The following is an 11,889-nucleotide window of genomic DNA, read 5'->3' as shown; positions in this document are numbered from 1 at the left end:
TCGTGGGGGTGCCGATGTCACGGATCGGGGTGGTGGGTGGTCGGTAGGGGGTGAAGGGCTTCGACGAGAGGAGTGGTTGTGGTGACGGGGACGGTGCTGGTGACCGGGGCGACGGGGACGTTGGGGCGGGAGGTGGTGCGGGAGTTGGTCGCGCGGGGGGTGGCGGTGCGGGGGTTGAGCCGGCGGGCGCGGGGTGGGGGTGACGGGGTCGAGTGGGTGGTCGGGGACCTGGTGACCGGGGCGGGGGTCGCGGAGGCGGTGGCCGGTGTCGAGGTGGTGGTCGACTGTGCGACCACGGTGGGGAAGAAGGACGTGGTGGCGGTCCGGACGCTGGTGGCGGCGGCGGAGCGGGCCGGGGTCCGGCACCTGGTGTACGTGTCGATCGTGGGGATCGACCGGGTGCCGCTGTCGTACTACCGGGTGAAGGTCGCGTGCGAGGAACTGGTGCGCGGGTCGGGGCTGGGCTGGACGGTGCTGCGGGCCACGCAGTTCCACGACCTGCTGCTGAAGGTCTTCGACGTCTCGGCGCGGCTGCCGGTGTTCCCGGTGCTGAGCGGGGCGCGGTTCCAGCCGGTCGACGTGCGGGACGTGGCGGCGCGGGTGGCGGAGCTGGCGGGGGAGGAGCCGGCCGGTTACGCGCCCGAGGTGGGCGGGCCGCGGGTGTGGGCGTACCGGGAGCTGGTGGCGGCGTACCTGCGGGCGGCGGGCCGGCGGCGGGTGCGGGTGCCGTTGCGGCTGCCGGGCGCGGTGGGGCGGGGGCTGCGGGCGGGCGGGAACCTGGCGCCGGAGCGGGCGGTGGGGCGGAGGACCTTCGAGGAGGCGCTGGCGGCGCGGTTCGGGGGCCGGTTCGGGGGCCGGTAGCTGTCAACCAGGGTTGACATCCGCCCGGGCGTCAACCAAAGTTGACAGCATGAGCGAGAGCGGAGAACTCGCGGCCGCGGCGAGCAGTCGTGACCCCGCGGTGGGGCTCCGGGCGGTCCGTGCGCTGCGCGATCTGGCGGACCGCCTGGAGGGCCTACAGGTGGGAAACGCCCGGTCGCAGGGCTGGTCCTGGCAGGACATCGCGGTCTGCCTCGGGGTGACCAGGCAGGCCGTGCACAAGAAGTACGCCCGACGGGGGCCCGGCAAGGACGAGGACGGAGGCTGAGCGATGTTCGAGCGTTTCACCGAGCCGGCGCGGCAGGTGGTGACCGCCGCCCACCAGGAGGCGGCCGGGCTGCGGCGCGAGCAGGTCGGGACGGAGCACCTGCTGCTGGCGATCCTGGCCCGGCCGGAGGATCCGGCGGTCGCCGTGCTGGTCGAGGTCGGGCTCGACCACGAGGCGGCGCGGCAGGCGGTGGTCCGGCTGCTCGGGCCGGGCGACGACGCGACCGCGCTGGCCTCGATCGGGGTCGACCTGGACGCCGTGCGGGAGGCCGTGGAGTCGGTGTTCGGCGAGGGCGCGCTGGACGCGCCGGCGGTGGCGGAGGAGTCGAGGCGGCGGGGCTGGTTCCGGTCGGAGCCCAGGTCGGTACCGGTTCGCGGCCGGTTCTCCCCGCGGGCGAAGAAGGTGCTGGAGCTGCCGCTGCGCGAGGCGCTGCGGCTGAAGTCGGGCGAGATCGCGGTCGGTCACCTGCTGCTCGGGGTGATCCGCGAGGGGGAGGGCCTCGGGGTGCGCGTCCTGGTGGACCACGGGCTGGACCTGGCCGCCGTCCGGCGGAAGGTGGAGGCGGCACTGGTCTGAGCGGGGAGTGCCGGGCGGTGCGGCGGTTGCGTCACCAATCGGTGTGCGCGACGTGAATGAGCGAGATTGACCGTCAACTGGCTGCTTGAGGGCAATGTCTGAATCGATATGATCGGCCGAAAGCGTGAACCGATCAGCCGCCCGGAGACGTTTCGCGACGTCGCCGGGCGGTCTGGTATCCGCCCGATCCGCTGTCGGCGTCCTTCCGCCGCCGGCGGCCCGCCGCTCGCTGCCCGCTGCCCGCCGCCGTTGCCGAGGACCTGCACCGATGACAGAAGCCACCAGCCCCGACGGCCGGCCGCGCCGACGGCCCGCGCCGCGCACCGTCGCCCTGACGACGGCGGCCGTCCTGCTGGCGCTGGTCGCCGGGTCGGTCGGGATCGCCCGGGCCCTGGACGCGCAGCAGCCGCTGACCGCCCTCGCGGTGGGTGCGGTCGGCGTGCTCTGGCTGATCGCGGTCGGCCTCGCGGCGGCCGGCACCGAGCGAGCCGGCCGACTGGCCGGGGAACTCGCCGCACAGCACGACGAGACGATGACGGCCCTGGTGATCGCGGGCTCCGCCCGGCAGGCCGAGTCGGCCGCCCGGGACCGGGCCGGCGCCGCCGCGGCCGAGCGGGACGCCGCCCGCGCCGAGCGGGCCCGGGCCGAGGCGGACGTCACGGCCGTGCACGCGGAACTGGACCGACTGCGGGCGGAGATCGAGGCGGAGCGCGCCGGGTTCGAGGCCGAGCGCGCGGAGTTCGAGACCGGCCGGGCGCGGGCCGCGGCCGACCGGGCCGAACTGGACCGGCTGACCGACGGCGTGCTGCCCGAGGTGGTGCAGCGGCTGCGCGACGGCGCATCGGTGGACAGCGCGCTGGCCGCGCACCGTACGCACCCCCAGAACGTGCTGCTGCGCGCTGTCGCCGAGGAGGTCGGCCGGGGCGAGCGGCTGCGAGCCGCCGCGCTCGCGGTGTGCGCGACCGCCGCCGGTCGGGTGCAGGCGCTGGCCACGAGCATGCACGCGGAGCTGCGCGAGATGCAGCACCGGCACGACGAGGAGGTCCTGGGCGACCTGCTGCGGCTGGACCACTCGACCGCCCAGGCGGGCCGGATGGCCGACAGCATCGCGGTGCTCACCGGCGCCCGGTCGGGGCGGCGCTGGGCCAAGCCGATCGCGGTGGAGTCGGTGCTGCGCGGCGCGCTCGGCCGGATCGGCGCCTACCAGCGGGTGCGGCTGCACAACGCCAGCACCGCCGCGGTGGCCGGGTACGCGGCCGAAGGCGTGATGCACGCGCTGGCCGAACTGCTGGACAACGCGACCAACTTCTCCGCCCCGCCGGCCGAGGTGCACGTCTACGTCGAGGAGGTGTCGGCCGGGCTGGCGGTCACCGTCGAGGACAGCGGGCTGGGGCTGAGCGACAGTTGGCTGCGGCGGGCCGAACGGGCGGTCTCCGCGGAGCCGCTGGACCTGACCACGCTGTCCGCCGGCACCAGACTGGGGCTGGCGGTGGTCGGCATGCTGGCGCGCAAGCACGGGCTGCAGATCTCCTTCCGCCCGTCGGCGCGCGGTGGCACGGGGGTGGTGATGCTGATCCCGCAGCAGCTGGTCGCGCATCCTGCTCCGGCGTCCGAGCCGGCGCCCGTCCCGGCGCAGGCGCCCGCCGTCGAGACCGTACGCCCCGCCCTCGCTCCCGCGCGCCCGGCCCCGGCCCCGCTGCCGCCCGTGCCCGCCGTTTCCGCACCCGTACCCGCGGTGCCCGCGCCCGCCGTCCCCGCGCCCGCGGCCCCCGCACCTGCCGCCCCCCGGCCCGCCCGGCTGACCGAGAGCGGTCTGCCGCAGCGCCGCCGCGGGCAGACGCTCGCCACCACCACCCCGGCGGCGGCCCCGGCCGCGCAGCCGGTACGGGCCGACGCGGTGAGCGCCGCCGCCCGGTTCGGCGCCTTCCGCCGGGCCGCCCAGCAGGCGGCCGGCGACCCGGTCACCGCCGACCCGGTCACCGCCGACCCGGTCACCGCCGACCCGGTCACCGCCGACCCGGTCACCGCCGGGCCGGCGCCGTCGGCGGGCAACCGCACCGTGGACACCGGCACCACGGACACCGACACCACGCCCGACGCTTCCCCCGTCACCGAGAAGGACTCCCGATGAGCAGCGCCACCGACCGTGACCTCGACTGGCTGTTGGAGAACCTGCTGGCCGCCACCCCCGGCACCCGGCACGCCCTCGTTCTCTCCGCCGATGGCCTCAAGCTCTGCCACACCTCGGGGCTGAGCACCGACCAGGCCGACCAGCTGGCCGCGATCTCCTCCGGTCTGCAGAGCCTGGCGCACGGCGCCTCGATCGAGTTCGGCGACGGCAGCGGCGGTGTGCGGCAGTCGATGACCGAGTTCCACGGCGGCATCCTGTGCATCGTGGCGGCCGGCGAGGGCGCGCACCTGGCCGTGGTGACGGACGACGACGCGGACGTCGGCGTGGTCGGCCACAACATGCACGGCCTGATCGAGCAGATCGGTGTCCACCTCAGCGCACCCGCCCGCAGCGTGGACGGCGCCGACGGAGCCCACGCGGACGGAGCCGGGCCGGACGGAACCGGGACGGCGGCCGACGAGAGCGCCGGCGCATGACGACCGGGCCGGTCCTGCCGGGGCGTGACGACGACCCGGACCGTCTCTACACCATCACCCGGGGCCGCAGCCGTTCCCCGGAGAACGCCTTCGACCTGGTCACCCTGATCGTCGCGGAGCGGCCGCCGACGGCGGGGATGCAGTCGGAGCACGCCCGGATCCTGCGGATGTGCGAGGCCCCGACCGCCGTCGTGGAGGTCGCCGCGGAGCTGACGCTGCCGGTGTCGGTGGTGAAGATCCTGCTCGGCGACCTGCTGGAGTCCGGGGCGGTCACCGCCCGCCACCCCCGGTTCGCGCCGAACAAGGCCCGGCTGCCCGATCTCGACACGCTGAAGCAGGTGCTGCATGGCCTCCAACGGCTCTGACCCCGCGCCCGCCGCCGGGCGTACCCCGCTGCGGGCGACCGCCGACAACGCGCTGAAGATTGTCGTGGTGGGCGGCTTCGGGGTGGGCAAGACGACCCTGGTCGGTTCGGTCAGCGAGATCCGTCCGCTGAACACCGAGGAGGTCATGACCAAGGCGGGCGAGGAGGTCGACCCGGCCGGTGCCTGGGGCAAGCGCTCCACCACGGTGGCCTTCGACTTCGGCCGGATCACGCTCTCCGAGAGCCAGGTGCTGTACCTGTTCGGCGCGCCGGGGCAGGAACGTTTCTGGTTCCTCTGGGACCGGCTGTTCAGCGGCGCGCTCGGTGCGGTGGTGCTGGTGGACACCAGCCGCCTGGAGGACTCCTGGTACGCGATCGACCGGCTGGAGCACCACGGCACCCCGTTCATCGTGGCCCGCAACAACTTCGGTGCGCCCACCCACACCCTGGAGCAGGTCCGCGAGGCCCTCGACCTGCCCGCCGGGGTGCCGCTGGTGGACTGTGACGCCCGCGACCGGGAGTCCGGCAAGCGGGTGCTGATCGAGCTGGTCCGCCACCTGACGGCCCTCGCCGAAGCCGTGGCCCCGGCCCGAGCCGGCGCGACCCCCGAGGCCGTAGCCCTGGCCCGAGCCGGCGCGACCCCCGAGGCCGTGCCCGCCCCCACGACCCCGGAGTACGAGGAGAGCACCCCGTGACCGAGCCCGCCGCCACCCCGCCCCCGGGCTGCCCGGCGCACGCCGGCGCCACGCCGCTGTACGGCCCGCGCTTCCAGACCGACCCGGCCCAGCTCTACCGCGAGCTGCGGACCGCGCACGGCCCGGTGGCCCCGGTCGAGCTGGCCGGCGGCGTGCCCGCCTGGCTGGTGATCGGCTACCGCGAGCTCCAGCAGGTGACCGGCCAGCCGCAGCTGTTCGGCCGGGACTCCAGCCGTTGGCACGCCTGGGCGACGCTGCCCGCGGACTGGCCGCTGAGGCCGATGATGGCGCCGGTGCCGTCGATCCTCTACGCCGAGGGCGAGGAGCACGTCCGCCGGTCCCGGGCGGTCACCGACGCGCTCGCCGGGATCGACCCGTACGAGCTGCGCAAGCACGGCGAGGAGATCGCGGACCGGCTGATCGACGACTTCGCCGGCCGGGGCGAGGCCGACCTGGTCGCGGAGTACGCGCACCGGATGCCGCTGCTGGTGCTGTGCCGGCTGCTCGGCCTGGACGAGGAGCGGGCACCGGAGCTGACCGAGGCGCTGCTGACCATGCTGGACGGCGGTCCGGACGCGCCGGCCGGCGCCCAGCGGCTGCTGGAGCTGATGCTGGCCCTGGTGCGGGAGAAGGCCGAGCACCCGGGCGGCGACCTGGCCTCGCGGATGCTCGCGCACGAGGCCGGGCTGGACCACGAGGAGGTCATGCGGGACCTGCGGGTGCTGCTGATCGCCGGTCACCAGCCCTGCTCGTACTGGATCTCCAACACGCTGCGGCTGATGCTGACCGACGAGCGGTTCGCTGCCTCGCTGGCGGGCGGCCGGCGCAGCATCAGCCAGGCGCTCAACGAGGCGCTCTGGGAGGACACCCCGACGCAGATCTTCGCCGGCCGCTGGGCAGTGCGCGACACCCAGCTCGGCGGCCAGCGGATCGCCGCGGGGGACATGGTGCTGCTGGGCCTCTCCGGGGCGAACGCGGACCCGTCGGTGCGGCAGCCGGACGGTCGCCCGGCGGAGGGCAACCGGGCGCACATGAGCTACTCGTACGGCGAGCACGGCTGCCCGTTCCCCGCCCAGGAGGCCGCCGAGGTGATCGCCGCCACGGCGATCGAGGTGCTGCTGGACCGGCTGCCGGACCTGCGGCTGGCGGTGGCCGAGCACGCGCTGGTGTGGCGGCCCTCGGCCTGGGTGCGCGGACTGGTGGCGCTGCCGGTCGCGTTCACCCCGGGCCACGCGCTCTGACCGGACCCAACCCCGTTCACCGAATCCCCTGAAGGAGAGTCACCGTCGATGGCCACCGTCCCGGCCCCGATCGTCCTCGACCCGCTGGCCCGCGACAACGCCGCCGAGGGCGCCCTGCTGCGGGCCGCCGGCCCGGCGGTGCCGGTCGAGCTGCCCGGCGGGGTCGCCGCGTGGGCGGTGACCCGGCACGCGGAGGCGCGCGAGCTGCTGACCGACGCCCGGCTGGTGAAGGACGCCGCGCACTGGGCGGCCTACCAGCGCGGTGAGGTGCCGAAGACCTGGCCGCTGATCGGCCTGGCGGTGCCCGGCCCGAGCATGGTGACCACGGACGGCGCCGAGCACCGCCGGCTGCGGGCGCTGGTGGCGCAGGCGTTCACCCCGCGCCGGGTGGAGCTGATGCGCCCGCTGGTCGAGGAGGTCACCCACGGGCTGCTGGACCGGCTGGCGGCGGGCGGGCCGGCGGTGGACCTGAAGACGGACTTCGCCTTCCCGCTGCCGATGACGGTGATCTGCTCGCTGCTGGGCGTGCCGGAGTCGGACCACGGCGTGCTGCGGGACCTCTACGAGCGGTTCTTCGGCATCAAGCCCGATCCGGCGGGCATCCAGGCGACCATCGCCGGGCTGAACGCCTTCGTGAACGACCTGGTGGCGCAGCGCCGTTCGGCGCCGGGTGACGATCTGGCGAGCGTGCTGCTGGCGGCGGACACCGAGGGTGGGGCGCTGACCGACGCGGAGGCGGCGGCCACCTTGCGGGTGATCATCGCGGCCGGCCACGAGACCACGGTGAACCTGATCGGCAACGCGGTGCGGGCGCTGCTGGCGCACCCGGACCAGCTGGAGCTGGTCCGTTCCGGGCAGGTGTCCTGGGACGCGGTGGTGGAGGAGTCCCTCCGCTGGACGCCGCCGACCAGCAACTTCCTGTTCCGGTTCGCGGCGCAGGACATCCCGGTCGGTGACACGGTGATCCCGCAGGGCGAGCCGGTGCTGATCTCGTACAACGCGATCGGCCGGGACCCGGTGCAGCACGGGGTGACGGCGGAGCTGTTCGACGTCACCCGGGACCCGAGCCGGCACCTGTCCTTCGGGCACGGCCCGCACGTCTGCCCGGGTTCGCCGCTGGCCCGGCTGGAGGCCGGGGTCGCGCTGCCGGCGCTGTTCGCGCGGTTCCCGGAGCTGTCGCTGGGGGTGGCGGACAGCGAGCTGCGGCCGAGTCCGTCGCTGGTGGTGAACAGTCTGCTGGAGCTTCCGGTCCGACTGTTCTGACAATTCGTCACCCTGCCTGCCCCGTCCGGTCCGCCGGGCGGGGCGGCGGCGTTCCGGGCCGTGTTCCGGGCGGCGTGTCGGGTCCCGGCCGTTGGTGCGCGAAGGCCACGATGGGGGCTCAGGCCGGTGAAGGGCGAACGAAGGTCGAACGCGGACCTTGGCGGCGGCCGACGGCTGCGTTAACGTCGTCGGATCGGTTCGTCCGCCGCTCCCTCGCGATCTCTGTACGCCCATCTCCGGTACAGCGCAATGTCGTTCAGCCCACAGCCGGCAGTACGCCCTGGCGAGGAGGACCGCATTGACCCCCATCCCGACAGCGCCGTCCGAGAGATCCCGTCGGCGCCTGGTCGCCCTGCCCGCCCTGGTGGCGGCGCTGGCCCTGACCGCGGCCTGTTCGAACAGCTCCGACAGTTCGGGTGGCGGCTCGGGCGGCTCGGCCGCATCGCTGTCCGGCGACTGTGCCAAGTACCAGCCGTACGCCGGGCATTCGGGCACCACGGTGACGATGTTCGCGTCGATCCTCAGCCCGGAGTCGGACAATCTGGAGAAGTCCTGGTCCGAGTTCAGCAAGTGCACCGGGATCAAGATCAGTTACGAGGGCTCGAACGACTTCGAGTCGCAGCTGCCGGTCCGGGTGGCGGGCGGTAACACCCCGGACTTCGCGATCATCCCGCAGCCGGGTCTGCTGGCGCAGATGGTGAAGAGCGGCAAGGTGGTGAAGCCGCCGGCGCAGACGGTCAGCAACGAGGACCGCTGGAGCCCGGTGTGGAAGTCCTACGGTTCGGTGAACGGCACCTTCTACGCCGCGCCGATGAGCGCCAACATGAAGTCGCTGGTCTGGTACTCGCCGAAGGCCTTCAAGGCGGCCGGCTACGAGGCGCCGAAGACCTGGGCCGACCTGATGGCCCTCAGTGACCGGATCGCCAAGGCGGGCGGCGCCAAGCCGTGGTGCGGCGGCATCGCCTCCGGCACGGCCACCGGCTGGCCGGCCACCGACTGGCTGGAGGAGGTGGTGCTGGGCACGTACGGCGGCGAGGTCTACGACCAGTGGGTCACCCACAAGGTGAAGTTCTCCGATGAGAAGATCACCACGGCTATGAAGACCGTCGCCGACTGGATGCAGAACCCGGCCTGGGTCAACGGCGGTTACGGCGACGTCAAGTCGATCGCCACCACCACCTTCCAGGACGCGGGCGCGCCGATCCTCACCGGCAAGTGCGCCATGCTCCAGCAGGCCTCGTTCTACAAGGCGCAGTGGCCCAAGGACACGAAGATCGGGCCAGACGGCGACATCTTCGCCTTCCACCTCCCGGCGGTGAACCCCTCGGTGCCCAACCCGGTCGAGGGCGGCGGCGAGTTCCTGACCGCCTTCGCCAACCGGCCCGAGGTGCAGGCGGTGCAGAACTACCTGTCCAGCGCGGAGTGGGCGAGCAGCCGGGTGAAGACCGCGAGCGGGTGGGTCTCGGCCAACCAGGGCGTGGACAAGAGCCTGTACACCGACCCGATCGACCGGCTGTCGGCGGACGCGCTGACCGACCCGGCGGCGACCTTCCGGTTCGACGGGTCCGACCTGATGCCGGCGGCGGTCGGGGCCGGGCAGGAGTGGAAGTCGTTGACCGCCTGGTTCGCCGAGGGGCAGTCGATCCAGAAGACCGCCGCGGACATCGACTCCGCCTGGCCGCAGTAGCGCGCGCAGCCGTAGCGGGCGCGGTAGCAGCCCGCGCGTCCGACGGCCGGCCGGTACGCCGTCAACGGGACCACCTGCCGAGGGCGGTGCGGGGCCACCCACCCGCACCGCCCGCCCCCCTCGGCCCGAGGCGGGGTGTCGAGAAGGGACGTACAGCCGTGTCCGCACCCGCAAGCCAGTCTTCGGCCGCCGCGCTCGCCACCGGCGCGTGGGGCGATGCGGCGGTCAAGTTCGGCAACAGCTTCGGCGCCGTCGCGGGCTTCCTCGGCATCCTGCTGCTGGTCTTCTTCGCCGCCGGTCGGGCCCGCGGCCGGCTGGCCCGACCGCTGGCGGTGCTGGTGTTCCTCGGCCCGGCCGCGCTGCTGCTGCTGGTGGGCCTGGTGGTGCCGCTGGTCCGTACGGTCTACCTGAGCCTGCAGAACGACGACGGCAGCCGGTTCGTCGGCGGGGAGAACTTCGGCTGGGCGTTCACCACCGACTCGGTGCGCAAGGTGCTGGTCAACACCCTGCTGTGGCTGGTGGTCGCGCCGCTGGCGGCGACCGCGCTGGGGCTGGTGCTGGCGCTGCTGGTGGACCGGATGCGCGGCCAGGCGGTCTACAAGTCGCTGATCTTCATGCCGATGGCGATCTCGCTGGTCGGGGCCTCGATCATCTTCAAGTTCGTCTACGAGTCGCGCGGGCCGGGGCAGTCGCAGATCGGCCTGCTCAGTCAGCTGGCCGTCGCGGTGGGCTGGGAGGATCCGCCGAACTGGATGCTCTCCCAGCCGCTGAACACCTTCCTGCTGATGGCGGTGATGGTGTGGGTGCAGACCGGCTTCGCGATGGTGGTGCTGTCGGCGGCGATCAAGGCCATCCCGGACGAGGTCACCGAGGCGGCCCGGCTGGACGGCGCGGGCGGGGTGCGGCTGTTCTGGTACGTCACCGTGCCGATGATCCGCACCACGGTGGTGGTCGTGCTGACCACCGTCATGATCACCACGCTGAAGGCCTTCGACATCGTCCGCACCATGACCGGGGGCAACTTCGGCACCCAGGTGCTGGCCAACGAGATGTACTCGCAGTCCTTCGTGCAGTTCAACACCGGCCGGGGCAGCGCGCTCGCGGTGTTGCTGTTCCTCGCGGTGCTGCCGCTGGTGGCCTACAACATCGTCCAGCTGCGGAAGGAGCGTGGGGTCCGATGAGCAGCCCGGCGCAGGGGAGTCCGGTCGAGGGGAACCGGGTACAGGGGAGCCCGGTCCGGGGGAACCGGGCGCAGGGGAGTCCGGTCCGGAAGGCCTTCAGCAGCCCGCTGGCCTCGGTCTTCGTGGTCGCGGTGACCGTGCTGTGGACGGTGCCGACGCTGGGCCTGCTGGTGACCTCGCTGCGGCCCAAGCAGGACGTCACCGCGGACGGCTGGTGGAACGCCTTCCTGCACCCGGACTTCGGCCTCGGCAACTACCACACGGTGCTGTTCGAGGGCGGCTCCGGCGTCTCGACCGGCCTGATGCCGTTCCTGGTCAACTCGCTGGCGATCAGCATCCCGGCCACGCTGTTCCCGCTGGTGCTGGCGGCGATGGCGGCGTACGCGCTGGCCTGGGTGCGGTTCCGGGGCAGCGACGCGGTGTTCTTCGTGGTGTTCGCGCTCCAGGTGGTGCCGTTGCAGATGGCGCTGATCCCACTGCTGCGGCTGTTCTCCGGCGGTGCGCACCTGGGCTCGCTCACGCTGGTCCCGGCGGTGGACCTCAAGGGCAGTTACGCGCCGGTCTGGCTGGCGCACACCATGTTCGCGCTGCCGCTGGCAGTGTTCCTGCTGCACAACTTCATCGCCCAGCTGCCGCGCGACCTGATGGAGGCGGCGGTGGTGGACGGCGCCTCGCACTTCAAGATCTTCCGGTCGATCGTGCTGCCGCTGTGCACGCCGGCGCTGGCCTCGTTCGCGATCTTCCAGTTCCTCTGGGTCTGGAACGACCTGCTGGTGGCGCTGACCTTCGCGGGCGGGACGCCGGAGGTGGCGCCGATGACGGTGCGGCTGGCGCAGCTGTCCGGGTCCTTCGGCGGGCGCTGGGAGCTGCTCACGGCGGGGGCGTTCCTGTCGATCGTCATCCCGCTGCTCGTCTTCTTCGGGTTGCAGCGGTACTTCGTCCGGGGCCTGCTGGCCGGGTCGGTCAAGGGGTAGCCGGACGCCCTCGCCGGGGCTCACGGGTGGTCAGGGGATTTTGAACTCGTTCAGAAGGGATTTTTGAACAAGTTCAGAATGGTCTAGAGTCGGCCTCAGTCGCGGCGCGCCGAGCGCGCCTGCCGGCGGACCGCCCCAAGGGCGGCTTCCGCAT

The 11,889-nt window shown here is 73.4% G+C and carries 12 protein-coding genes; all 12 read left to right on the top strand.

What is annotated here, in order from left to right:
- Positions 1-81 precede the first annotated feature (81 nt).
- Positions 82-861, top strand: coding sequence for an SDR family oxidoreductase (locus tag ABTY15_RS13050; RefSeq protein ID WP_350581116.1), 780 nt, complete (start codon positions 82-84; stop codon positions 859-861).
- A 49-nt stretch (positions 862-910) separates the two neighbouring features.
- Entirely contained in the window at positions 911-1,147 is a 237-nt protein-coding gene (locus ABTY15_RS13045; RefSeq protein ID WP_350581114.1) for an RNA polymerase subunit sigma-70, read from the top strand.
- A 3-nt stretch (positions 1,148-1,150) separates the two neighbouring features.
- Positions 1,151-1,723, top strand: a complete 573-nt coding sequence (locus ABTY15_RS13040; RefSeq protein ID WP_350581111.1) for a Clp protease N-terminal domain-containing protein — start codon at positions 1,151-1,153, stop codon at positions 1,721-1,723.
- A 268-nt stretch (positions 1,724-1,991) separates the two neighbouring features.
- On the top strand, positions 1,992-3,854 hold the full coding sequence (locus tag ABTY15_RS13035) for a sensor histidine kinase (RefSeq protein WP_350581109.1): 1,863 nt from the start codon (positions 1,992-1,994) through the stop codon (positions 3,852-3,854).
- On the top strand, positions 3,851-4,330 hold the full coding sequence (locus ABTY15_RS13030; protein WP_350581106.1) for a roadblock/LC7 domain-containing protein: 480 nt from the start codon (positions 3,851-3,853) through the stop codon (positions 4,328-4,330). The genes ABTY15_RS13035 and ABTY15_RS13030 overlap by 4 nt, the downstream gene beginning before the upstream one ends.
- Complete coding sequence (locus tag ABTY15_RS13025; RefSeq protein ID WP_350581104.1) at positions 4,327-4,695, top strand: DUF742 domain-containing protein; 369 nt, start codon at positions 4,327-4,329, stop codon at positions 4,693-4,695. The genes ABTY15_RS13030 and ABTY15_RS13025 overlap by 4 nt, the downstream gene beginning before the upstream one ends.
- A complete protein-coding gene (locus ABTY15_RS13020) occupies positions 4,676-5,389 on the top strand; it encodes a GTP-binding protein (protein WP_350581101.1) in 714 nt (237 codons plus the stop codon). Before ABTY15_RS13025 ends, ABTY15_RS13020 begins: the two co-directional genes overlap by 20 nt.
- Positions 5,386-6,630, top strand: a complete 1,245-nt coding sequence (locus ABTY15_RS13015) for a cytochrome P450 (RefSeq protein WP_350581099.1) — start codon at positions 5,386-5,388, stop codon at positions 6,628-6,630. The genes ABTY15_RS13020 and ABTY15_RS13015 overlap by 4 nt, the downstream gene beginning before the upstream one ends.
- A 48-nt stretch (positions 6,631-6,678) precedes the next feature.
- Positions 6,679-7,893 (top strand): cytochrome P450 family protein, encoded by a 1,215-nt coding sequence (locus ABTY15_RS13010; protein WP_350581096.1) that lies wholly within the window; start codon positions 6,679-6,681, stop codon positions 7,891-7,893.
- A 298-nt stretch (positions 7,894-8,191) separates the two neighbouring features.
- A complete protein-coding gene (locus ABTY15_RS13005; protein ID WP_350581093.1) occupies positions 8,192-9,580 on the top strand; it encodes an ABC transporter substrate-binding protein in 1,389 nt (462 codons plus the stop codon).
- 158 nt (positions 9,581-9,738) lie between these two features.
- Entirely contained in the window at positions 9,739-10,761 is a 1,023-nt protein-coding gene (locus tag ABTY15_RS13000; RefSeq protein ID WP_350581090.1) for a carbohydrate ABC transporter permease, read from the top strand.
- Entirely contained in the window at positions 10,758-11,735 is a 978-nt protein-coding gene (locus ABTY15_RS12995) for a carbohydrate ABC transporter permease (RefSeq protein WP_350581086.1), read from the top strand. Before ABTY15_RS13000 ends, ABTY15_RS12995 begins: the two co-directional genes overlap by 4 nt.
- Positions 11,736-11,889 lie beyond the last annotated feature (154 nt).

This window comes from Kitasatospora sp. NPDC097643 (assembly GCF_040302625.1).
Classification (GTDB): domain Bacteria; phylum Actinomycetota; class Actinomycetes; order Streptomycetales; family Streptomycetaceae; genus Kitasatospora.
Note: the sequence above shows the minus strand (reverse complement) of the source record. Positions and strands in the feature narration are given on the sequence as shown.

Excerpts from the sequence above, each read along its gene's own strand:
- ABTY15_RS13045 (WP_350581114.1), top strand. The coding sequence starts at position 911 with ATGAGCGAGAGCGGAGAACTCGCGGCCGCGGCGAGCAGTCGTGACCCC.
- ABTY15_RS13040 (WP_350581111.1), top strand. The coding sequence starts at position 1,151 with ATGTTCGAGCGTTTCACCGAGCCGGCGCGGCAGGTGGTGACCGCCGCC.
- ABTY15_RS13035 (WP_350581109.1), top strand. The coding sequence starts at position 1,992 with ATGACAGAAGCCACCAGCCCCGACGGCCGGCCGCGCCGACGGCCCGCG.
- ABTY15_RS13030 (WP_350581106.1), top strand. The coding sequence starts at position 3,851 with ATGAGCAGCGCCACCGACCGTGACCTCGACTGGCTGTTGGAGAACCTG.
- ABTY15_RS13025 (WP_350581104.1), top strand. The coding sequence starts at position 4,327 with ATGACGACCGGGCCGGTCCTGCCGGGGCGTGACGACGACCCGGACCGT.
- ABTY15_RS13020 (WP_350581101.1), top strand. The coding sequence starts at position 4,676 with ATGGCCTCCAACGGCTCTGACCCCGCGCCCGCCGCCGGGCGTACCCCG.
- ABTY15_RS13010 (WP_350581096.1), top strand. The coding sequence starts at position 6,679 with ATGGCCACCGTCCCGGCCCCGATCGTCCTCGACCCGCTGGCCCGCGAC.
- ABTY15_RS12995 (WP_350581086.1), top strand. The coding sequence starts at position 10,758 with ATGAGCAGCCCGGCGCAGGGGAGTCCGGTCGAGGGGAACCGGGTACAG.